The organism is Streptomyces sp. NRRL F-5122 (assembly GCF_001507435.1).
GTDB classification, from domain to species: domain Bacteria; phylum Actinomycetota; class Actinomycetes; order Streptomycetales; family Streptomycetaceae; genus Streptomyces; species Streptomyces lannensis.
Genome location: NZ_LMWH01000001.1, coordinates 355,022 through 377,054 on the forward strand (window position 1 = coordinate 355,022; position 22,033 = coordinate 377,054).

The following is a 22,033-nucleotide window of genomic DNA, read 5'->3' on the forward strand; positions in this document are numbered from 1 at the left end:
TTCACTGGCGGGAACGAAGTTCCCGACGGAGGATCTTCCCGGTCGCCGTCTTCGGCAGCTCGGGCAGGATCTCGACCTGACGCGGATATTTGTAAGCGGCCAGTCTCTCCTTGCAGTACGCCGCGAGCGCATCCGGGTCCGCCTCGGAGCCCGGCCTGAGGCTGATGTAGGCCTTGACGGTCTCCCCGCGGTACCCGTCCGGCACCCCGACGACGGCCGCCTCGCGCACCGCCGGATGCGTGTAGAGGACGTCCTCCACCTCGCGCGGCCACACCTTGAAGCCGGAGGCGTTGATCATGTCCTTCTTGCGGTCGACGACGTACAGCCAGCCCTGCTCGTCCATGAATCCGATGTCGCCGGTGCGCAGCTCGCCCTCCGGAAACGTCTCGGCGGTGGCTTCGGCGCGCCGCCAGTAACCGGGCACGACCTGCGGCCCTCGTACGACGATCTCGCCCTGCTCGCCGAACGGCAACTCCTCTCCCCGGTCGTCGAGGATGCGCACGACCGTGTCGGGACCCGGCACGCCCACGGCCAGCGTCCCGGAGACCGGGTCCACGGGTGCCTCCCGGCCGGGCGGTACGGAGGCGCAGGGGGCCGTGCACTCGGTGAGGCCGTAGCCGTTGCGGATGTACGGCCCGAAGCCGGCGCGGAACTTCTCCACCAGCGCCGGCGGCAGCGGGGCCCCGCCCGAGGAGATGACCTGGAAGGAGGAGAAGTGGTCCGGCGTCACGGCCGGGTGGGCGGCCAGTGCCATGAAGGCGGTCGACGGGCCGACGGTGTACTGGGGCCGGTGCTCCGCGAACGCGTCCAGGACGACGCCCGGATCGAAGCGGTAGGCGAGTACGAGCGTGCCCCCGCTGATGAGACAGGCGACCAGTTCGCAGACCATGCCGGTGATGTGGAACAGGGGTGCCAGCGCGAAGTAGACCGGCGCCTCGGGCAGCCCCAGGCCCGTCCGCTGCCGCTCGGCGTTGTACATGATGTTGCCGTGCGTGTTGGTGGCGCCCTTGGGGGTGCCGCTGGTGCCCGAGGTGTAGCTGATCAGTGCGATGTCGGACGGACCCGGGGCGCGGCGCTGCGGCGCCTTCGCGCCCTGCCCCGCGACGGTGACCAGGTCGTCGGCGTCGGCGGCCGGCTCCAGCCGCTCGAAGGTCAGCACACGCGCGTCGCCGCGGGTCTGCAGATCCAGCTCGCAGGCGGTGAGCACGATCCGGACGGACGAGCCGACGGCCGTCTCGCGCAGATACGACTCCCAGGCGCGGTCGGAGCACACCAGGGCGACCGCCTCGGAGTCCTTCAGGACATGGGTGACCTCGCCCGACTTGTACATCGGGTTGACGGGCACGACGATCGCGCCCGCCTTCCAGGCGCCGAGGAGGGCGAGCACGAAGTGCGGGGAGTTCTGCAGCAGGATCGCGACCCGGTCACCGCGCTCCAGGCCCCGGGCGGCGAGGTGCCCGGCGACGGAGTCGGTGAGCACGTCCAGTTCGGCGTAGGTGATGCGCCCGTCGAAGTAGGACAGGGCGGTGCGGTCGGCGGGAGCGCCGCGCAGCGCGTGCAGCAGGGAGTCGGCGGGGCGCACAGGTGCCCGCTGGGCCTCGTCGAGCAGGTCGAGCCAGGGCTTGGCGGCGTATCGCGACGTGCTCATCGGCCGGCCTCCCACTTCTGCTGGATGTGGTTCATACCGGCCAGCCATCGGTCCGGCTCGGCGGCGCGCGCCCGGTAGTACCCGGCGACCTCGGGGTGCGGGAGGATCAGGAACCGGTTGTTCTCGATGCCCTCGAAGAGTGCGTCGGCGACGTCCTCGGGGTCGATCGCGGTCGGGGCGAGCACCAGCTCACCGGCGCTGCCCGAGGCGGTCAGCATGTCGGTGCGGACACCCTGGGGACAGATCGCGTGGACCTTGAGGCCGCGGTGCCGGTAGGTCAGCGAGAGCCACTCGGCGAAGGCGAACGCACCGTGCTTGGTGACGCTGTACGGCGCGGCGCCGATCATGGTGAGCAGTCCCGCGGCCGAGACGGTGGAGACGAACCGGCCCTCGCCCCGCTCCAGCCAGTCGGGCAGCAGGGCGCGGGCTGCACGGACATGGGCCATGACATTGAGGTCCCAGGCCTTCGCCCACACCTCCTCCTCTGCGGCCTCGGTGCCGCCGGAGCCGAGCCCCGCGTTGGCGCAGTAGACGTCCACCGTGCCGCCGAGGGCGTCCCGCGCCTCGGCCACGATCGCGGATGCGTCGCCCGGGACCGCGATGCCGCCGATCTCGCCGGCGACGGCCTTCGCCCGGTCGGCGTCCAGGTCGTTGACGACAACGCGGGCCCCCTCGGCGGCGAACCGGCGGGCCAGCGCCGCCCCGATGCCACCTCCCGCTCCGGTGACGACCACTCCCGCATCCTGCACGGCTTCCACCATCGGTCTCCTTCGACACGACGCGAATCGGCTCTGCGCACGTCAGACTAACCAGTCGGTATGTAATGCGGGAAGAGGCGCCGGCTATGCCCCCGGTCACGGATCCGGCCGGTCCGTTTCCTTCCGCGGCCCCGGATGGCGCATTAGCTTGTGTGACCATGGGAATTCCGTCGATCACGGAGGTCACCGCATGAGGCTGTCCAGACGAGGACTGCTGGCCGCGACCGCGGCGGCCGTGGCGCTCCCCGCGCCCGCCGCGTCCGCCACGACCGCCACCGGAGGCGGGCGGCACACCCGCACCGGCTTCGAACGGCTCGAGGCGGACGGCTACGCGTTGCTCGACGGCCGACGGGTCGGTGTCGTCACCAACCCCACCGGGGTGACCAGAGACGTGCGTCACATCGTCGACGTGATGCACGCCGACCCCCGGGTGAACCTGGTGGCGGTCTTCGGACCCGAACACGGTTTCCGCGGCACCGCGCAGGCGGGTGGCTCGGAGGGCCGCTACGACGACCCGGCGACCGGACTGCCCGTCTACGACACGTACCTCAAGAGCGGCAAGGCGCTGGCGGACATCTTCACCGCGTCCGGCGTGGACACGATCGTCTTCGACATCCAGGACGCGGGTGCCCGCTTCTACACCTACATCTGGACGCTGTACGACTGCATGGAGGCGGCGCAGCTCGCCGGCAAGCGGTTCGTGGTCCTGGACCGGCCGAACCCGGTGACCGGGCGGTCCGCCCAGGGGCCGGTCCTGCACAAGGAGTTCGCCACGTTCGTGGGCCGGCAGCCGATCTCCCAGGCGCACGGCATGACGGTGGCGGAGCTGGCGCGGCTGTTCAACGGTGAGTTCCTCGCCGCCCCGGTCGCGCTGGAGACCGTCCTGATGACGGGCTGGAAGCGGTCGGACTTCTTCGACGCCTCCGGCCTGCCCTGGGTGCCGCCGAGCCCGAACATGCCGACCCCCGACACCGCGCTGGTCTACTCGGGGACCTGCCTCTTCGAGGGCACGAACCTGTCCGAGGGGCGCGGCAGCACCCGTCCCTTCGAACTCCTCGGCGCCGAGGGGATCGACGGACGGTGGGCGGCCGAGGCGGAGCGACTTGATCTGCCCGGTGTGCACTTCCGGGAGGCGTACTTCGCCCCCACCTTCTCCAAGTTCCAGGGGAAGACCGTGGGAGGGCTGCAGATCCATGTCCACGACCGGACCGCGTACGACCCCGTCCGCACCGGCGTCGCACTGCTCGTGACCGCGAAGAAGGTGTGGAGCGGCTTCGCCTGGCGGCCCGACAACTGGATCGACACGCTCACCGGATCCACCCGGGTGCGCACGATGATCGACGCGGGAGCGACGGCCGACGAGGTGGTGGCCGCCTGGCAGGACGAGCTGGCCGCGTTCCGGCGGGTCCGCAAGGGGTATCTCGTGTACCGGTGAGGCGCGGCCTCTGGCCAACCTCCCCCGCCGGCAGGACGATGCGCCCACAGCGCATTCGACCTCGGGGCAAGGGGGCCCGTCATGGCGGCACCGGTGATCGGCGTGAGCCCCTACTGGGAACTGACCTTCGACGCGGACGGGGACGTGGACGAGCCGGAGCGGAACCGGCTGCTCGCGGACGTGTCCCGGGGCAAGGTGCGGGACCTGCTGGTCTTCGCACACGGCTGGAACAACGAGCGCTCCGGCGCGACGCGGCTGTACGGCCGCTTCTTCGCGCCGGTGCCCTCGCTCGCGCCGAAGGCAGGTCTCGGATACGTGGGCGTGATCTGGCCGTCGATGATGTTCGCGGACGAACCCGTCCCGGACTTCCCGCCGTCGGCGGCCGCCGCCGTGCCGGTTCCCCCGCGGCCCCAGCTGGACAAGAACAGCAGGCACGCCCTGCTGGAGGTGTTCCCCGGCCGCGCGACCGTGGTCGAGCAGATCGCGCGGCTGCTGGAACAGCACCCGGACGACGGTCCCGCGCTCGAGGAGTTCGGGCGACTGGTACGGCTGCTCGTGGAGGTGCGGGCGCAGGGCCCTCAGGCGTCGTGCGCCGCGGACCTGCTGGTGGCGCAGGCGTCCGATGCCCAGCCGGGAATGCTGACCCGCGACACGGCGCAGGTGTGCCGGGACTTCGCGCGGGCGCTGGAGCGGGTGGAGTCGGGCGAAGGGGAGGCTCCCGGGACCGCAGCATTCTCGTTCACGCCGAAGGGTCTGTGGGACGGGGCGCACGAACTGCTGCGGCAGGCCACGTACTACGCGATGAAACGGCGCGCGGGAGCGGTCGGGGAGCACGGCCTCGGACCGGTGCTCGGACGGCTGGCCCGGATCGCGCCGGATGTGCGCGTGCATCTGGTCGGGCACAGCTTCGGCGGACGACTGGTCTCCTTCGCCCTGCGCGGACTGCCGGAGGGTGTGCGCACGGTGAAATCCGTGACGCTCCTCCAAGGGGCCTTCTCCCACTACGCCTTCGCGGCGCGGCTGCCCGACGCCCCGCACACCGAGGGCGCCCTCAGCGGGCGGCAGCACCGCATCGACGGTCCCCTGGTGTGCTGTCACTCCCGCTTCGACTCGGCGCTCGGCACGCTGTATCCGCTGGCGTCGCGGATGGCCGGCGACGACCGCTCGTTGACCGGCGGCGCTCCGGGGGCCGCCGAGGGGTTCGGCATCGGCCGCGCACTGGGGCCGAGATGGGGGGCGATGGGGCACGACGGGGTGCAGGCGGTGGACGGGACCCCGCGGTTCACGCTCGCCGAGGCGCTGAACGGGAGGCTGCCGGCCTCCGGCTGTGTGAACGTCGACGTGTCCGCCGTGGTCCGCCACGGCGGCCCGCCCTCCGGTGCCCACAGCGACATCGTCCACCGGGAACTGGCCCGGGTGGTGCTGGCGGCGGGCCGGGTGAGCTGACCCGCCGCCGCCCTGGCTCACCTACCGGTGCGACGTGAACTCCACCACCTGCTGGTACGTCGGCCGGTTCTGCCAGCTGATCCTTCCGTGCTTGATACCGCCGAGGGCACGCTGGACGATCGAGTCGGCGCACCACTGGTCACCCGCCGAGCACTGGTCGTCACCGGGGTACACCTGGGACGCGGTCATCCCGGCTGCCTGCTTCAGCGTGCCGGTCAGGACGTCCCGGCAGGCGCCGAGGTCACCACCGCCGCAGTACTTCTGCGCCAACGGGCCCTGGACCGGTTCACCGAGCACCGCCCGGATGTCCTTGTCGACATAACTCCACCAGCCGTACTGGAAGGAGCTTCCGGCGTGCGATCCGGTCGGGCCGTGCGCGGCCGAGGGCGACTCGTCGACCGGCAGGTTGGCGGTGAAGGCCGTGTACAGATCGCTGCCGAGTCCCGGCTCGAACTCGGCCTTCACCAGCAGCGGCCACCAGGCGTCCAGGATGCGGATCGCGTCGGCGTCCGCGTACTTCTTCGAACCGGCCGAGGTCTCGGTGCGCCTCGCGCCCGCCGACACCCAGGCGGACAGCTTGCCCACCGCCGCCGCGGTCGCGGGGTCGGTCACCGTCGAGCTGTTCACCACCTTCAGCAGATCGGGCAGCACGTCCTCGGCGCGCAGATCCGCGAGAGCGGCGTCCGCCATCGCCTTCACCAGGGACGACCGGGTCACGCCGCCCGCCGCGACGAGCTTCTTCACCCGGTCCTCCAGCAGATTGCCGCGATGGACCGAGCCGTCGCCCCAGGGAGCCGTCGTGTAGTCCTTGGCCTGCTTGTTGTTCCAGGAGATGTAGTAGTCCTGGTCGACGGAGCCGGGGTGCTGGGCGGGCGGCGTGTAATCGGCGGTGTTCGTCGCCGGATCCCAGTTGCGCCACTCGTACGCCGGCTGCGCCCACACCGGGAACTCGGCGTCGACGCCGCCCGCCCGCACCGGGTTGTCACCGCTGTTGTAGTACGCGGTGTGCCGCGAGTCGGCGTAGAACCAGTTGAAGGTGAAGTTGATGTGCTGCGCCGCGCTCCGGAAGTCCTCCGGTCCCTTGACGTAGTCGGGGTCGTTGAGCATCTGGAAGCCGATGATCGAGTCGGCCTCGTGCAGATAGGACGAGCGCAGGGTGGTGTACGCGACCTTCTTGCCGCCCACCGTGGCGCGGTACTGCACCGGCCCGTACTTCGTGCGCCAGACCCGCATCGTGTAGGAGCCGGCCGCGGTTCCGTCGGCGACCGTCGGGGACCAGGCGTTCTTCTGCTCGACCTTGTCCATGGCGGTGCAGGTGCCGTGGTACAGGTAGTGGTAGTCGTCCTGGCACAGCTCGACCGCGTAGGTGTCGATGATGTCCTGGCCCGAGGTCGTGGCGCTCCACGAGTAGTCCTGGCCGCGGCCCAGTTCGACGTACATGCTCAGGCCCGCGAAGGAGGCGCCGCGGGCGCTGATGCCCGGACCCTGGATCTCCTGGAGCATGAGCAGCTGGGGCGCGAAGTAGCCGGTCTGCGGCCCGAACACGGCGACGGGATGGCCACTCGCGGTGTACTTGCCGCTGACCACGAGCGCGTTGGACATGCCGCGTTTGGCGGAGGTCAGTGCGGTGGCGGCCGCGGTCTTCGAGGCTCGGGCGGCACCGGAGGTGGCGGCGCTGCCCGTGCGGTCGTGGACGAGCGTCTCCTCGGTCACCGAACCGACGTCGGGCAGTGCCTCGCCCTGAGGGTTGTCGGGCTTCGACGCGTAGGGGAAGCTCTCGCCGTTGTGCACGGTGAGAACGGCCTCGGGGTCGTTGCGCTCACGGAAGGACTCCCAGACCCTGGTGCCCTGCTCCACTCCGTACTTGGACTGGGCGGCCAGCAGCGAGATCGCGTTGCTGACCTCGCCGCCGCCTCCCGAGCCGAAGAGCGAACCGACGACGGAGGCGAGCGCGACCATGTCGGTGACCTTGAAGTGGTCGATGGTGCCGGCGTTGGTGATGGAGTCCTTGTGCCCGGTCAGGACGTACTCGCCGGGGAAGTAGCGGCCGCTGTCGGAGGCGTCGATGTAGGCGTTGATCCCGTCCAGGTAGGCGCCCACGTCGGCGAGGGCCTGCCGGCCGCGGTCGCCGGCGGAGGCCACCGCGTGGTCGATCTGGGCCTGCAGGTCCGCCTCGGTGTAGGGCGCGTTGCGCCAGAACTCCTGCTCCAGGCCCTGGTTGGCGGCGGCGCCGCCCGCGAACGAGGTCAGCTGCCCGCGTCCGACGTGCCGGAAGACGTCCATCAGCCACAGCCGGTCCTCGGCGGCGGCATAACCGGCGCCGAACTCGGTGCCGTATCGAGTGGTACCGGTGATGTGCGGCACACCCGTCTTCTTGTCGCGGACGATCGTCACATCGCCGCGGCCCGCGGGCTTCTCGCTGGAGGCGACCTGGTCGGAGGGCACGCCGAACGACGCGTCGTTGAAGAACGAGTTGATCTTCGCGTCGGTCAGCGTGGAACGGCCGGTGGCCAGATTCGCATAGGGGCCGAGTTGGTCCTCGGCGTGACCGGGCTGGATGCCGAAGGCCTGGTTGAGCAGGATCTGGGCGAGCGTCGCGTTGCCGTTCTCACCCGGCGGGAGGATGTCCGAGCACTGACCGCCGCAGTGGTCGGCGGCGGCCGCCGTGTCGGCCGCCGCCGCGCTGTCGGCCGCGGCCGCCTGGGAGATCGGCGTGAAAAGACCGCCCACGAGGATGCATATCGCGGCGGTCTTGAGGAACTTCGGAAATCTGCGAGGAGTTCTCAGTCTGTCGAGGGCGTTGCGTGGGGTGCGCCGTGGCATGGCAGCTCCTCCCGACGATGGGGTCCTCCCTCTGCTCGAGCGGAACATGAGCGCGGGAGGGGGTGGGCAGACGTTACCGCCGGTACCCCCGCGATTGAAGGTGAACATGCGTCACTTTTCAACTGGTCGTCAGGTGTTTTTTGGAGGTCGTGGAAAGTCGGATGGAGCCGAATCGCCTGTCGACACGTCTATTCGGCGACGTCCGTACAACGACGCCGAAGTGACCGGAGTACAGGTGCAGGTGTGACGGAGGTGCAGGGCGATGGCCGGTTTCAGGAGTCTGGCGAGACAGGTTCGCGATCCGAGGTGCGATCTGGCACTACGCCGCTACTCACTGCGCAAGTGCCTTGAGAAGTTCGCCCCCTACGGGCATCGGGCGACCTGGGACCATCTCTGCTCCCGGGCCGGGTTCGGCCCCGAGGACCGTTCTCCCGACCCGGCGCGGCTCGTGGCCGCACTGGAGGAGCTGGAGGAGGCCCGCTCCGTCTGGCTCGCCTACGAGGCCGAGTTCACGGAACGCCGCAGGAAGGAGAAGCACGACGGACTGCGCAGGCCCGGCAGTGTGGACGACTGGCACCGGCTGACCTGGGGCGGGTTCGGCGTCGCCTGGTGCGACGATCCGCGGGTCCACCCCCATGAACCACTGGCCGAGGTACTGCGCCGGCTCATCGCCGCGCTGGAGCGTGAACCGGGCTCGGCCTGCCCGGTCTGCGCCGGTGAGCAACTCGTGTGGACCTACGACCTGGCCCACGAGCCTTCGTCGGGTCCGGTCTGCACGAACTGCGGTGTCGTCGTGCCGAGGCCTTTGCTGACCACCGAAGCCCTGGCCGAGTCCCGGCGCGCGCGACTGCTCGTGTCGGCGTGACGCGTGAACGTGGGGGCGCGGGGGTGCGCCGAAGCCGCACCCCCCGCCGTCAGCGGCATACGGCACCATCGACGACATGGTGCAGGTCTGTCTGAACGGAGTCCGGGGAGCGGGCGACGGCCCGGCCGTCCCCTTGTCGCCGGCGGCGCTGGCCGATGCGGCGGCGGCCGCCGTGGCGGCCGGGGCCTCGGACATCCATGTCCATCCCAGGACGCCCTGCGGACAGGACACGTTGTCGGCGAGGGTGGTCGCGGCGACGCTCGAGGCGATACGGGCACGCGTCGCCGTCCCCGTGGGCGTGACCACCGGCGCATGGACCGAGCCCGACCCGGACGCGCGTGCGGCGCGCATCCGATCGTGGACGGTGCTGCCCGACCACGCCTCGGTCAACTGGCACGAACCGGGTGCCGAGGAGGTCGCGGCGGCGCTGATCGAGCGAGGCGTCGGGGTGGAGGCGGGCCTCTGGTCCGGTACCGACGGCGCGGCCCGGTTCGCCGTGTCCCGGCTGGGTCCGAGCGTGCTGCGGGTGCTCGCCGAAGTCACGGACCCCTCCCCGGACACGGCGGAGGACACCGCCCATGCCCTCCTCCTGGACCTCGGGCCGGCCCACAGCCGCCCCGTGCTGCTGCACGGCGAGGAGGGCGGAGCCTGGCCGGTGCTGCGTCTCGCCGCACATCTCGGCCTCGCGACCCGTATCGGGCTCGAGGACACACTGGTTCTGCCGGACGGCCGACCCGCTCGGTCCAACGCCGAGTTGGTCACGGAGGGCCTGGCCCAGTACGGGCGGCATCGGCGCGGCTTCTGAGGAGCGGCCGTGCGGCCCGGCACCCGCCGGACTCCGCCCGCCGGTCAGCGGCAGGACGCCGGCTCGTCCCCCTGCCTGCGCTGCTGCCCGGCGGCCCCGCGTTCGACCATCAGACGCGAGCCGGCGTGCCGTTCGCCGAAGACGTCGTCCGGGTTGGACAGGACGCAGGTCTCCAGGGACAGGCAGCCGCAGCCGATGCAGTCGGTGAGATGGTCGCGGAGCCGGCTCAGCTGGCTGATCCGTTCGTCGAGTTCGGAGCGCCAGGCCCGGGAGAGCCTGGCCCAGTCCTCGCGGGTGGGGGTGCGCTCCTCGGGCAGTTCGGCGAGGGCGTCGCGGATGGTGGCCAGCGGGATGCCGACGCGCTGGGCTGCGCGCACGAAGGCGACCCGGCGCAGCGCGTCGCGCTGATAGCGCCGCTGGTTGCCCGCTGTGCGGCGGCTGCTGATCAGGCCCTTGGACTCGTAGAAGTGCAGGGCGGAGACGGCGGCGCCGCTGCGTGCGGCCAGCTGGCCGACCGTCAGCTCGTGGATCTTCTCGGGGATCTGGGGCACCCCTCAGACCCTACCCACGGTCGCGCAGCCGGGTCCGTTGACATGACTGTGGGAGCCGACCATGCTAAGCAGTTGCTTAGAGTGACTTCGTGAGGCGAGAGGCCGGGAACATGGCAGAACCGAGGACCTTCACGTCCGCCGACGAGCTGAAGGCGGCGGTGGGCGAGCAACTGGGGTACACCGACTGGCTGGAGATCGACCAGAAGCGGATCGATCTGTTCGCGGACGCCACGGGCGACCACCAGTGGATCCACATCGACCCCGAGAAGGCGGCCGCGGGCCCCTTCGGGACGACCATCGCGCACGGCTATCTCACGCTGTCGCTGCTCCCCCTCTTCGGGCCCCAGCTGATCAGCGTCGAGGGCGTGAAGATGGGTGTGAACTACGGGACGAACAAGGTCCGCTTCCCCGCCCCCGTCCCGGTCGGGTCGCGGCTGCGCGCCACCGCGACGATCAGCGGTGTGGAGGACGTGCCCGGCGGGATCCAGGTGGCGATCGCCTTCACCGTGGAGCGCGAGGGCGGCGACAAGCCGGTGTGCGTGGCGGAGTCCGTGTCGCGCTACTACCTCTGAGCCCGGGGGGACCGAGCCCCCGCCCCCACCATCCGCAGGACGAGGTCGGCGTAGCGCGCGCCGACCTCGTCGGGCGTGCGCGGCCCCTCGATGTTGAACCAGCGGGCGACGTCGATGCACAGCGAGAGCACGGCGAGCGTGGTGGCCCAGACGTCCAGCACGTCGAACTCGCCGGAGGCCACACCCTCTTCGATGACGCCGCGCACCTCTGCGTCGCACTGGCGGCGCAGCGCGACGATCTCCGCGCGGGCCTCCGGGCCGAGCGCGTCGAGTTCGTACTGCACCACCCGGGCGGTGGTGCGCCGCCCGGCGTGCCACCGGACGAAGGAGCTCACGGCGTCGGCGAGCCGGTCCGCCGCGCTGCCCTCGCGCCGGGTCGCCGTGCGCAGGATCTCGAGGGCCTTCTCGTGCCCGATCCGGCTGATGCGGTGAAGCAGCTCTTCCTTGGTCTTGTAGTGGATGTAGAGCGCGGCGGGGCTCATGCCGGCGCGTCCCGCGATGTCACGTGTCGTGGTGGCGTGGTAGCCGCGCTCGGCGAAGGCCTCGACCGCGGCGACCAGCAGTCGCCGGGCCGCGTCCGGCGTCACCTCGACCCACGGCTCGGCCTCGCCGCCGGCCGTCTCCTCCGCCGCACTCATCGCTCGCCCCTTCCGATGGCAGGACGAACACCATACCCCCGAAGCTGAGCGGGCGCTTAGTCTCCCCGCTCAGCGGCGCGCTCCCCGGCTCAGAGCTTCTCGAAGGGGTCGTGCTCGGCGAGCAGCTTCTCCAGCCGCGCCTGGTCGACACGGCTGACGAGCTGACCCGCCTCCTGCCGGTCCCGGATCACCTTGGCCAGAGTGAAGGCGGAGGTGACCAGATACAGGACGGCGATGCCCAGGAAGGCCCGTACCCAGGCATCGGCGTTCAGCCTGGCGATGCCGACGGCCGTCGCCGCCATGGCGACGGCGAAGGACGCGACGGCCTGACCGTAGAAGGCGGCCGTGTTCTGCTGCTTGACCGGAGTCTCACTCATGCCGACCAGGATCGGCGGACATGGCACGCGTCACATCCGCCGAAGTACTCAAAGGGGTACTCAGAACGCCGAAACGCCCGTCAGCGCCCGCCCGATGACCAGCTTCTGGATCTGGCTGGTGCCCTCGTAGAGGGTCATCACCCGGGCGTCGCGCAGGAGCTTGCCCGCCGGGTACTCGTCGATGTAGCCATACCCGCCGAAGACCTGGAGCGCGTTGTTGGCGGCGCGCACGGCCGCCTCGGAGGCGAAGAGCTTGGCCTTGGAGGACTCCACGGCGAAGGGCAGGCCCCGGTCGATCAGATCGGCGACCCGCCAGGTGAGCAGCCGCGCCGCGTCCACGTCGACGGCGATGTCGCTGATGAGCTCCTGGACGAGCTGGTGGTGGGCGATGGTCCTGCCGAACTGCTCCCGCTCGGTGGAGTAGCGCACGGCGGCGTCCAGGGCGGCCCTGGCTATGCCGACGCAGCCCGCCGCGACCGACATGCGCCCCTTGGCGAGCGCCGACATGGCGACGGAGAAGCCCTTGCCCTCGGGCGCCAGCATCGCGGAGGCGGGCACCCGGACGTCCTCGAGGACCAGCTCGGCCGTGGCCTGGCCGCGCAGCCCGAGCTTGCCGTGGATGGTGCGGCGGGTCAGCCCCGGCGTCGCGGTCGGCACGAGGAAGGCGGACACGCCCCTGTGGCCGGGGGCGTCCGTGGAGCGGGCGAACAGCAGCACGACGTCGGCCCAGGTGCCGTTCGTGATGAACATCTTGCTGCCGTTGATCACGTAGTCGTCGCCGTCGCGCACCGCTTTCGTGGCGAGGTTGCCCGCGTCCGAACCGGTTCCCGGCTCGGTGAGCCCGAAGCAGCCGACGTACTCGCCGGAGGTGAGGCCCGGCAGCCACCGCCGCTTCTGCTCCTCGCTCCCCCACGCGGCGATCGTCTTGGCGACGAGCCCCAGCGAGACGGACACGATCCCGCGCACGGAGGAGTCGCCGCGACCCAGTTCCTCGGTCACCAGACAGTACGCGAGATGGTCACCGCCGGACCCGCCGTACTCCTCGTCGACGGTGAGGCCGAGGAACCCCACCTCGCCCAGCTTCCTCACGATCGACCGGTCGACCTCCTCGGCCCGGTCCCAGACGACCACATGGGGAGCGATCTCACGCTCCACGAAGTCCTCTGCCAGCCGCCGGACGGCGACCTGCTCCTCGCTGAGCTCCAGGTTCACGGCGCGTCACTCCAAGGGAAGGTCCGGAAGGTCATTGAATGCCACACATTTAAATTAGCACTGCTAGTTTCAAGTCGCAGCCCTACTATGTGCGCCATGGCCCGACCCCACAAGCCCCTCCTCAGCACCGAACGCATCGTCGCCACGGCGCGGGCGCTGGTGGACTCGGAGGGCCTCGCGGCCGTCTCCACACGACGGCTCGCCGCGGAACTCGGGGTCAGCGGGCCCTCGCTGTACAACCACTTCCGCACGAAGGACCAGATCCTGGAGGCGGTGGCGGACTCGGTCAGCGCCCAGGTCGACCTGTCGATGTTCGAGGACGGCCGGGACTGGCGGACGGCGCTGCACGACTGGGCGGTCTCCTACCGGGCGGCGCTGCGCGACCATCCCAACATCGTGCCGGTCCTCGCGCACGGCCCCGGCCGCAGGCCGGCCGCGCTGCGCCTCGCGGACGCCGTCTACGGCGCGATGGTGGACGCCGGCTGGCCGCCTGCGCAGGCGACCTCCATCGGGGCCCTGATGCGCTATTTCGTCATGGGCTCCGCACTCGGCTCGTTCGCCGGCGGATTCGTCGACGACCGGGCGGCGTACGACCCGGCCGACTACCCCCACCTCGGACAGGCCCACCTCCTGGCCGAACAGCAGGGGAGGATCGACGAACGGGCCTTCGAGACAGGCCTGACGGCGCTGCTGGACGGGCTGGAGCAGCAGTACGAGCGGTCCACACGTCAGGCATGACCGGGCCTGCCACCCTTCGGCGGGCGCCGAAGCGTCCATGTCCCATGCTGGAGGACATGGAGCGTGGCAAGGACGCGAGGGCGGCCGGTCTCGCCGGGTTCGCCGCCCTGATCGCCGACGAGACGCGGGCCGCATGCCTGCTGGCGCTGCTCGACGGTCGGGCCTGGACCGCCGGTGAGCTGGCGCGGCATGCGGGGGTCGCCCCGTCGACGCTGAGCGAGCACCTGGGCAAGCTCGTCGCGGGCGGGCTGCTGGCAGTGGAACGGCAGGGCCGGCACCGCTATGTGCGGCTGGCCGACGCACGCCTCGCCCAGCTGGTGGAGGACCTGGCCGCGCAGGTCGCGCCGGACGCCGTGGCCGGACGCCCGCGCAGCCTGCGGGAGGTGAGCGCCGGTTCCGCGATGGCACGCGGCCGCACCTGCTACGACCATCTCGCCGGCCGGCTGGGGATCGCCGTGACCGATGCGCTGACGGCACGTGGACTGCTGCGCCAGGACACCGGGTTCGCGCTGACGGACGCCGGCTTGGCGTGGTTCGACACCGCCGGTATCGGTCTCGACCGCCGGGGCCGACGGCCACTGGTCCGCGCCTGCCTCGACTGGACCGAGCGCCGTCCCCACCTCGCGGGCGTGGCGGGCGCTGCCCTGTGCCGGCACGCCCTGGACGCCGGCTGGTGTGTGCGCATCGGCTCCGGGCGGGCGGTGAAGGTCACGACCGCGGGCCAGCGGGCGCTGTCCGAACTGCTGGGCATCGAGGCCGAGTCACTGCGCTGAGCCCCGGTGTCCCGTCCGAAATCCGCGAGCGCCCGCATTGCGCCCCCGCTTAGCCTCTGGAGCATGATGAACGCCTCCCCGTCCCGCCTCGCCGCAGGCGCCGCCACGGTCACCGTCGTGCTGTGGGCCTCCGCCTTCGTCTCGATCCGCAGTGCGGGAGCCGCGTACGCGCCCGGTGCGCTGGCGCTCGGGCGACTGCTGGCCGGAGCTCTGACACTGGGAGCGATCTGTCTCGTACGGCGTGAGGGACTTCCGCCGCGCTCTGCCTGGCGCGGCACGGCGATATCCGGCGTGCTGTGGTTCGGGGTGTACATGGTCGTCCTCAACTGGGGCGAACGGCAGGTGGACGCCGGCACCGCCGCACTGGTCGTCAACATCGGACCCGTCCTGATCGCGCTGCTCGGGTCGCGGCTGCTGGGCGACGCCATGCCGCCGCGGCTGCTCGCGGGCATGGCGGTGTCGTTCGCCGGTGCCGTGACCGTGGGGCTCTCGATGTCGGGGGACGGCGGCTCCTCGGTGCTCGGGGTGGTGCTGTGCCTGCTCGCCGCCATGGCCTACGCGGCCGGTGTCGTCGCGCAGAAGCCCGCGCTGGGCTCGGCGAGCCCGCTCCAGGTGACCACGTGGGGGTGCCTGGTGGGTGCGCTGACGTGTCTGCCGTTCGCCGGGCAACTGGTGCGCGACGCGGCCCACGCCCCCGTCTCCGCGACGCTCAACATGCTCTACCTCGGCGTCTTCCCGACGGCGCTCGCCTTCACGACCTGGGCCTACGCCCTGGCGCGTACGACCGCGAGCCGTATGGGTGCGACGACGTACGCCGTGCCCGCGCTGGTCGTACTGATGTCCTGGCTCTTCCTCGGAGAGGTGCCGGGTCTGCTGACGCTCGCCGGCGGGGTGCTGTGCCTGGCCGGCGTGGCGGTCTCCCGGTCGCGCCCTCGCCGGACGGCACCGGTCACGGCCGCGACCACCAAGCCCGGGCAGGTCACGGCCGCCGAGTCCTAGAACACCACCAGCGCGCGGCCTCCCTTGCCCGCCAGCATGTTCCCGAATGCCGCCGGGATCTCCTCGAGCGCGATCCGCTCGGTCACCAGCGCGCCCAGGTCGAGCCGCCCGGCCCGTACATGCTCGGCCAGGACCGGCAGGTCGGCAGCCGGGTCGCAGTTGCCGTAGACACAGCCCGACAGGGTTCGGCCCCAGTGGAAGATCTCCAGGGCGTTGAAGGTGACCTGCTGGTCCTTGCCTCCGATGCCGACGACCGTGGTGCGGCCGCCGCGGCGCGTGGAGTCCCAGGCCGCGCGGATGGTGGCCGCGCGCCCCACGCACTCCACCGCCACGTCCACGCCCTGCTTGTCCGTGAGTCCGCGGATCTCGCGGTGAGTGGTGCCGGAGGCGAGCACGAAGTCGGTGGCACCCGCGTGCCGGGCCAGTTCCTCCTTCGCGGGGGACACGTCCACCGCGACGATCCGCTCCGCCCCCGCGATCCGTGCCGACTGCAGCGCCGCGAGGCCCACGCCTCCCACGCCGAAGACCGCCACCGTCTCCCCGGGCCGCACCTTCGCCGCGTGGTGCACGGCGCCGTACCCCGTGAGCACGGCGCAGCCCAGGAGGGCGGCATCCGCGAGCGGCACACCGTCGGGCGCCGGCAGCACACAGGGCGCCGCCACCACCGTCTCCTCCGCGAACGCGGCCACGTTGAGGCCCGGATGCAGATCCGTGCCGTCGTCGCCACGGCGGGCGTGGACGTCCCCGGAGCCGTTCAGCGCGTTCGCGCAGAGCCACACCTCTCCGAGCGCGCAGGCATGGCAGGTCCCGCAGGAGGGCGCCCAGTTGAGGACCACGCCGTCGCCCGGGGCGACATGGGTGACCCCCTCCCCCACGGACACCACGGTCCCCGCGCCCTCGTGACCGAGCACCGCGGGCACCGGAACCCGCATGGTGCCGTCGGACAGGGACAGATCGGAGTGGCAGACCCCGGCGGCGGCCAGCCGGATCCGGACCCGGCCGGGCCCCGGCTCGGGCAGCTCGATGCCGGTGACCTCCAGCGGGGCACCGACGGCGGGCAGGACAGCGGCACGGACCATCTGGCTCAGCGCTCCTGGAACTGGAGGGACTTGGTCTGGAGGTATTCGGCGAGCCCGTGCGCGCCCAGTTCGCGGCCCACCCCGGACTGCTTGTAACCGCCGAAGGGGGCAAGGGGGTTGAAGCGTCCGCCGTTGATGTCGACCTGACCGGTCTCCAGCCGCCGGGCGAACGCGGCGGCCTCGGCGTCGTCGCCCGCCCAGACGGCACCGGCGAGTCCGTACACGGTGCCGTTGGCGATGCGCAGGGCGTCCTCCTCGTCCTCGTAGCGCAGGACGCAGAGCACAGGACCGAAGATCTCCTCCTGGGCGATCGTCATCTCGGGAGCGACGTCGGCGAAGACCGTGGGGCGGACGAAGTAGCCGCGCTCGCACGGGGATTCGGGGCCGCCCGCGATCAGGCGCGCGCCCTCCTCGATGCCCTTGTGGATGTAACTCCGCACCCGTTCCTGCTGCCTGGCGTTCACCACCGGACCGATGCGGTCGCCGTACTTCGCCGCCGCCGCGGCGGCGAGTTCCAGCGCCTCCTCGTACTGCTCCCGGTGCACCAGCATCCTCGTCCAGGCGCTGCACGTCTGCCCGGAGTTGGACATGACGTTGGCCACGCCGACGTTCACGGCCCTGGCGAGGTCCGCGCTCGGCAGGATGACGTTCGCGGACTTGCCGCCCAGTTCCAGCGCGACCTTCTTGACCGCCGCCCCCGCCGTCGCGCCGATCTGCCTGCCGACCGCGGTGGAGCCGGTGAAGGAGACGAGGTCGACGCCCTCGTGCGCGGCGAGCGCCTGGCCCGCGACCCGGCCCCGACCGGTGACGAGGTTGAACACCCCGGCCGGCACGCCCGACTCATGGACGGCCTCGGCGAAGATCTGGGCGGTCAGCGGGGTGTCCTCGGCGGGCTTGAGGACCACCGTGCAGCCCGCGGCCAGGGCGGGGGCGACCTTGGCGACGATCTGGTGGAGGGGGTAGTTCCAGGGCGTGATGGCACCCACGACCCCGATCGGCTCCTGGTGGACGACGGAGTTGCCGACCCGCTCCTCGAAGGCGTGCGTCGCGGCGAGTTCGGCGTACGAGCCGGCGACCAGGATCGGCATGCCCACATGGACGCTCTGCGAGAACGGCAGCGGTGCGCCGAGCTCGGCGGTGACGGTCTCGGCGATCTCGTCCTTGCGGGCCACGAGGACGTCGCGGAGGGCGCGGAGCCGGGCGGCGCGCTCGGCCGGCGAGGTCGACGCCCAGGACGGGAAGGCGGCGCGGGCGGCACGCACGGCGGCGTCGACGTCATCGGCGGTCCCGGCCGGCACCTGGCCGACGACCTGCTCGTCGAGCGGGTTCACCACCTCGATGACGTCCGGTCCGGCGGCGGGACGCCAGGCGCCGTCGATGTACATGCCGTCATGTGCCTTCATCGTCTTTCCTCCCGGGCCGCGCAGCCTCGTCCGGCCCCAAACTAGCGCCGTTAGTTTTGGTGCGCCAGAGGCCTCCTGACACATGGGCACGGAGCCCAGGGGCGACGATCTCACGCCCGGGCCAGCAGTTGCCGGACGTGGCGCCACCGGTCCGAGGCCGCCCCGGGACACGGACCGCCCGTCGGGCCCGTCCCGTAACGGCTTCGTGCCGGGCGGAGTACGGGGCGGCCGGAACGCGCGAGGTGCCGGCCGCCGCGTGACCACCCGGGTCAGCTCGGTGTGTCGAGCGGCGCGAGCTCCACGGGAACGCCGTTGAGCACCGCGTTGCCCGACAGCGGGTCGAGCAGGCTGCCGTCGAGGAGCTGGTTGACGTTGACGCCCGGGTCGAGGGAGGCGTGGCTCATCCGGGTGCCGGGCCGGTCGTGGCCCCAGCCGTGCGGCAGGCTGACCACCCCGGGCCGGATGCCCTCGGTGAACTCGACGGGCGCGACGACCGCGCCACCCGCACCCTTCACCCGCACCCGGGCCCCGTCGACGAGCCCGAGCCGCTCGGCGTCCGAGGGGTGGATGTGCAGGGTGCACCGGTTGGACCCGCCGGTGAGCGCGGGCACGTTGTGCAGCCAGCTGTTGTTGGACCGCAGATGCCGCCGCCCCACGAGCACCAGCCCGTCGGCGCGCTCCCCCAGCGCCCGTTTCAGGCGCGGAAGGTCGTCCGCTATCGGCCGCGGCAGCAGTTCGACCTTGCCGCTCGCCGTCTTCAACGGCTGCGGCAGACGCGATCGGAGCGGTCCGAGATCGATGCCGTGCGGGTGGGCGAGCAGCCTCTCCAGGCTGAGCCCGTCGGTCCGGGCGCCGAATCCGTCGCCGTAGGGGCCGAGGCGCAGCATCATGTCGAGCCGGCGCTCGGGCCCGTTGTCACCGGTGAGCAGACCCGCGAGCTCGCGCGGGTCGCGGCCGTGGACCGGCGAGTGGGCCTCGGTGACCGCTTTGCCGAGGGTCTGGTCGACGACCATGGCGTCGACGGCTTCCGGGTCGGCGCCGTGCATTCCGGTGGCGGCCAGCACCAGCCTCGCGAGGATCTCGGTCTCCGCCATGCGATCCGGTTCCAGGGGGACGGCGGCGCGCGTGTAGCGGACCTGGTTGCGCACGGCGAGGGTGTTGAACGCGAAGTCGAAGTGCGGGGCCCGGGAGGGCGGGGGCGGCGGCAGGAGCACATGCGCGTGGCGCGAGGTCTCGTTGAGGTACGGGTCGACCACGACCATGAAGTCGAGTGAGCCGAGCGCCTTGTCGAGGCGGTCGCCGTCCGGCGCGGAGAGCACCGGGTTGGCGGCGACGGCGATGACGGCGCGGATGGGGCTGCCGTCGTCGGTGGCGGTGTCGATCTCCTCCGCGAGTGCGGAGATCGGCAACTCCCCCTTGGCCTCCGGGTGTCGGCTCACCCTCGAGTTCCAGCGCCCGAGCGCGAACCCGCGGCCGGGTCCGGCGGGCCGGGGCGTCCTGTCGGTGGCCGACAGCGGGAAGAGCGCGCCGCCGGGACGGTCGAGATTGCCGGTGAGGACGTTGAGCACGTCGACCAGCCAGCTGGCCAGGGTCCCGTGCGGAACGGTGCAGCTGCCGATGCGTCCGTAGACGGCGGCGGTGGGCGCGGCGGCCAGTTCGCGGGCGAGCGTACGGATGGTGTCCGCCCCGACGTCGCACGCCCCGGCGGCGGCCTCGGGCGTGAAGTCCCTTACGGCGGCGGCGACGTCGTCGACACCCTGCACATACGGGGCGAGGTGCCCCAGGTCGACGAGGTCCTCCTCGAAGAGGACGTGGGTCATCGCGGCGAGGAGCAGCGCGTCGGTGCCGGGGCGGGCGGCGACGTGCCGGTCGGCGAGCCGCGCGGTCCGGGTGCGGCGGGGGTCGATCACGGTGAGCGTGCCGCCTCGCGCCCTGAGCGCCTTCAGCTTGCCGGGGAAATCGGGGGCGGTGCACAGACTCCCGTTGGATTCCAGGGGGTTGGCGCCGATCAGCAGCAGGTGGTCCGTGCGGTCGAGATCGGGCACGGGGACGGCGTTCGCGTCCCCGTAGAGCAGTCCGCTGGACACGTGCTTGGGCATCTGGTCCAGCGTGGAGGCGGTGAAGAGGCTGCGGGTGCGCAGACCGGCGAGCAGGACGGTCGGGTAGAGGGCGCCTGCCACGGTGTGCACGTTCGGGTTGCCGAGGACCACACCGACGGCGTGCGGCCCGTACCGCTCGACGACCGGCCGCAGCCCCGCGGCCACGGCGTCGAAGGCCTCGTCCCAGGTCGCCTCGCGCAACTCCCCGCCGCGCCGCACCATGGGGGTGCGCAGCCGGTCCGGATCGGAGTCCGCGGCTCCGAAGGAGGCGCCCTTCGGGCAGATGAACCCCCGGCTGAACACATCGTCGCGGTCACCCCGGGCACCGGTGACACGGTCGTCCTCGACGGTGAGCGTCAGTCCGCAGGTGGCCTCGCAGAGGGGACAGATGCGCAGGGCGGTGCGGGACACGGTTCCTCCCGGAGGGGTGGCGGCGGTGGCGCACGAACGGGGCCGAGCATACCGACCGGTATGGATGGACGGGAGAGGCGGACCGGGCACAGGTCGGCGCCTTCGCGAGGACCCGGCGGCCGACCCGCTCCCGTGGACCGCCGAGGGTCTGCACGACAGGCCCTAGTCGAGCACCCTGCCGAGATAGGCCCGCAGCAACCGCCGTGTCTCCTCGATGATCTTCTCGTCGCCCTCCGGGTCCACCCGGAAGGCGAGATGGACCAGGGTGTCGGCGGTTTCCACGGCTATCAGGACCGTGCGCCGGAGGTCCTCGTCCGGTTCACGGCCGAGGTACGCCGAGAGCAGGTCCGCCAGCCGGTCGGCCACACGGTGGTTGGGCTCGGCGTACCGCGAACCGACCGGGATCTGGTTGCCGAAGTCGACGAGCGAGAACCCCGGGGCCGTCCGCTTCATGTCCAGGTACTCGTCGAGCACCGCGTCCATCGCCGAGCGCCAGTCCCCTTCGCCCCCGGCGCCCGCGAGGCGGCCGGTGACGCGCTCGGTGTAGCGCTCGAGATTGCGTTCCGCGAGGGCGTCGGCCATCGCCCGCTTGTTGCCGAAGAAGCGGTAGACGGAGCCGATGGGCACACCGGCGCGCAGCGCCACGGCCCGGGTGCTCAGATCGTCGTAGCCCACCTCGTCGAGGAGTTCGGCGCAGGCGTCGAGGATTCTGGTCAGTCGTTCGGCGCTGCGGCGTTGGACGGGCGCGCGGCGCAGCGATGTCGCTCGGGGCACGGGCTTCATAATGCCTCTCCGCCAGGGGCCGGTGAACCTCGCCCGTCCTTACGGAAATCGGTGGGTCCAGCACTCATCGATCCCCCGCCGTCACTCCTCCCGGGGGCCCGCCGTTGTCGTCCCGGACCCGGAGGCGGTGATGTCCGCCGTGCTCTCCACGGGCTTGCCGTGCACCGCCCACACGGTCTGGTCGTCCGCGTACAGCCGCGCGGTCACCTGGTGGGTGCCGCGCGGCACGAGCCGGGCGGAGAGGTGGTAGTCGGCGGCCCTCAGCCGGGTGAGAGGGTGCCCGTCCAGGTAGAGCCGGACCACACCGCGGCCGGCCACGGCCACCGGACGCGTACCGCCCGGCGAGAAGCGGAAGTTGCGGACGGTCAGCCGTACGTCCCAGTCGTCACCCGGGTCGGGCCGGACCTGGATCCCCACCTGGGGCGCGCTCTTCGCGCCGACCTCACGGTAGTGCCGCCCCTCCTCGTCCGTGTCGTCCAGCACCTTGCCCACCGGCGAGATGGTCACCCCGTTCCCCCGCTCGTGCGCGACGCCCGATCCACAGCCGGCCGAGCCGCCGAGCAGGGCACCCACCGCGAGCGCTGCGAGCAGTCCGCGCGTCCACGACATGGCCGGGAG

The 22,033-nt window shown here is 71.8% G+C and carries 20 protein-coding genes; 8 read left to right on the plus strand and 12 right to left on the minus strand.

The genetic code is table 11. The annotated features are described in order from the left end of the window. Position 1: 1 nt before the first annotated feature. Together ADL25_RS01640 and ADL25_RS01645 are read right to left on the minus strand one after the other, a co-directional pair. Positions 2-1,648 (minus strand): class I adenylate-forming enzyme family protein, encoded by a 1,647-nt coding sequence (locus ADL25_RS01640; RefSeq protein ID WP_059125864.1) that lies wholly within the window; start codon positions 1,646-1,648, stop codon positions 2-4. Continuing rightward, entirely contained in the window at positions 1,645-2,409 is a 765-nt protein-coding gene (locus ADL25_RS01645; RefSeq protein ID WP_059125739.1) for an SDR family oxidoreductase, read from the minus strand. The genes ADL25_RS01640 and ADL25_RS01645 overlap by 4 nt, the downstream gene beginning before the upstream one ends. Positions 2,410-2,596: 187 nt before the next feature. Here ADL25_RS01645 and ADL25_RS01650 point away from each other — a divergent pair, with 187 nt between their 5' ends. Together ADL25_RS01650 and ADL25_RS01655 are read left to right on the plus strand one after the other, a co-directional pair. Further along, a complete protein-coding gene (locus ADL25_RS01650; protein WP_059125740.1) occupies positions 2,597-3,841 on the plus strand; it encodes an exo-beta-N-acetylmuramidase NamZ domain-containing protein in 1,245 nt (414 codons plus the stop codon). Between the two features lie 81 nt (positions 3,842-3,922). Continuing rightward, positions 3,923-5,287 carry a hypothetical protein gene (locus ADL25_RS01655; protein WP_059125741.1) on the plus strand — a complete coding sequence of 455 codons (1,365 nt, stop codon included), beginning with the start codon at positions 3,923-3,925 and terminating at the stop codon, positions 5,285-5,287. Between the two features lie 21 nt (positions 5,288-5,308). Here the strand turns inward: ADL25_RS01655 and ADL25_RS01660 are convergent, their stop codons facing one another. Beyond that, positions 5,309-8,110 carry a penicillin acylase family protein gene (locus ADL25_RS01660; protein ID WP_059125742.1) on the minus strand — a complete coding sequence of 934 codons (2,802 nt, stop codon included), beginning with the start codon at positions 8,108-8,110 and terminating at the stop codon, positions 5,309-5,311. A gap of 262 nt (positions 8,111-8,372) precedes the next feature. Between ADL25_RS01660 and ADL25_RS01665 the strand changes: the two genes are divergently transcribed. Then, the gene (locus tag ADL25_RS01665) at positions 8,373-8,975 is read left to right on the plus strand and encodes a hypothetical protein (protein WP_059125743.1); all 603 of its coding nucleotides are present in this window, start codon (positions 8,373-8,375) and stop codon (positions 8,973-8,975) included. 76 nt (positions 8,976-9,051) lie between these two features. After that, on the plus strand, positions 9,052-9,780 hold the full coding sequence (locus ADL25_RS01670) for a 3-keto-5-aminohexanoate cleavage protein (RefSeq protein WP_059125744.1): 729 nt from the start codon (positions 9,052-9,054) through the stop codon (positions 9,778-9,780). A gap of 44 nt (positions 9,781-9,824) precedes the next feature. On the opposite strand, the gene soxR is transcribed toward ADL25_RS01670, so the two are convergent. Next, entirely contained in the window at positions 9,825-10,331 is a 507-nt protein-coding gene (gene soxR, locus ADL25_RS01675) for a redox-sensitive transcriptional activator SoxR (RefSeq protein ID WP_059125745.1), read from the minus strand. A gap of 110 nt (positions 10,332-10,441) precedes the next feature. On the opposite strand from soxR, the gene ADL25_RS01680 reads away from it, so the two are divergent. Next, entirely contained in the window at positions 10,442-10,903 is a 462-nt protein-coding gene (locus tag ADL25_RS01680) for a MaoC family dehydratase (RefSeq protein WP_059125746.1), read from the plus strand. Here the strand turns inward: ADL25_RS01680 and ADL25_RS01685 are convergent. The 3 genes from ADL25_RS01685 to ADL25_RS01695 all read right to left on the minus strand — a co-directional run bounded on the left by ADL25_RS01685 (position 10,894) and on the right by ADL25_RS01695 (position 13,130). After that, entirely contained in the window at positions 10,894-11,541 is a 648-nt protein-coding gene (locus ADL25_RS01685) for a TetR/AcrR family transcriptional regulator (protein ID WP_059125747.1), read from the minus strand. The genes ADL25_RS01680 and ADL25_RS01685 overlap by 10 nt on opposite strands. Positions 11,542-11,630: 89 nt before the next feature. Then, positions 11,631-11,918, minus strand: coding sequence for a YiaA/YiaB family inner membrane protein (locus ADL25_RS01690; protein WP_059125748.1), 288 nt, complete (start codon positions 11,916-11,918; stop codon positions 11,631-11,633). Positions 11,919-11,978: 60 nt separating this feature from the next. Next, the gene (locus tag ADL25_RS01695; protein WP_059125749.1) at positions 11,979-13,130 is read right to left on the minus strand and encodes an acyl-CoA dehydrogenase family protein; all 1,152 of its coding nucleotides are present in this window, start codon (positions 13,128-13,130) and stop codon (positions 11,979-11,981) included. Positions 13,131-13,217: 87 nt separating this feature from the next. On the opposite strand from ADL25_RS01695, the gene ADL25_RS01700 reads away from it, so the two are divergent. From ADL25_RS01700 to ADL25_RS01710, 3 genes are all read left to right on the plus strand, one after another. Continuing rightward, positions 13,218-13,868, plus strand: coding sequence for a TetR/AcrR family transcriptional regulator (locus ADL25_RS01700; RefSeq protein WP_181923015.1), 651 nt, complete (start codon positions 13,218-13,220; stop codon positions 13,866-13,868). A gap of 56 nt (positions 13,869-13,924) precedes the next feature. After that, a complete protein-coding gene (locus tag ADL25_RS01705; RefSeq protein WP_107116484.1) occupies positions 13,925-14,641 on the plus strand; it encodes an ArsR/SmtB family transcription factor in 717 nt (238 codons plus the stop codon). 66 nt (positions 14,642-14,707) lie between these two features. Further along, positions 14,708-15,640 (plus strand): DMT family transporter, encoded by a 933-nt coding sequence (locus tag ADL25_RS01710; protein WP_059125865.1) that lies wholly within the window; start codon positions 14,708-14,710, stop codon positions 15,638-15,640. Here ADL25_RS01710 and ADL25_RS01715 read toward each other — a convergent pair. The 5 genes from ADL25_RS01715 to ADL25_RS01735 all read right to left on the minus strand — a co-directional run bounded on the left by ADL25_RS01715 (position 15,637) and on the right by ADL25_RS01735 (position 22,024). Further along, positions 15,637-16,719, minus strand: a complete 1,083-nt coding sequence (locus tag ADL25_RS01715) for a Zn-dependent alcohol dehydrogenase (protein WP_059125752.1) — start codon at positions 16,717-16,719, stop codon at positions 15,637-15,639. The genes ADL25_RS01710 and ADL25_RS01715 overlap by 4 nt on opposite strands. 5 nt (positions 16,720-16,724) lie before the next feature. After that, positions 16,725-18,122 carry an aldehyde dehydrogenase family protein gene (locus tag ADL25_RS01720; protein ID WP_059125753.1) on the minus strand — a complete coding sequence of 466 codons (1,398 nt, stop codon included), beginning with the start codon at positions 18,120-18,122 and terminating at the stop codon, positions 16,725-16,727. A gap of 269 nt (positions 18,123-18,391) precedes the next feature. Continuing rightward, a complete protein-coding gene (locus tag ADL25_RS01725; RefSeq protein ID WP_059125754.1) occupies positions 18,392-20,632 on the minus strand; it encodes a molybdopterin oxidoreductase family protein in 2,241 nt (746 codons plus the stop codon). Between the two features lie 162 nt (positions 20,633-20,794). After that, a complete protein-coding gene (locus ADL25_RS01730) occupies positions 20,795-21,415 on the minus strand; it encodes a TetR/AcrR family transcriptional regulator (protein WP_059125755.1) in 621 nt (206 codons plus the stop codon). 81 nt (positions 21,416-21,496) lie between these two features. Further along, on the minus strand, positions 21,497-22,024 hold the full coding sequence (locus ADL25_RS01735) for a hypothetical protein (RefSeq protein ID WP_059125756.1): 528 nt from the start codon (positions 22,022-22,024) through the stop codon (positions 21,497-21,499). Between the last annotated feature and the right edge of the window lie 9 nt (positions 22,025-22,033).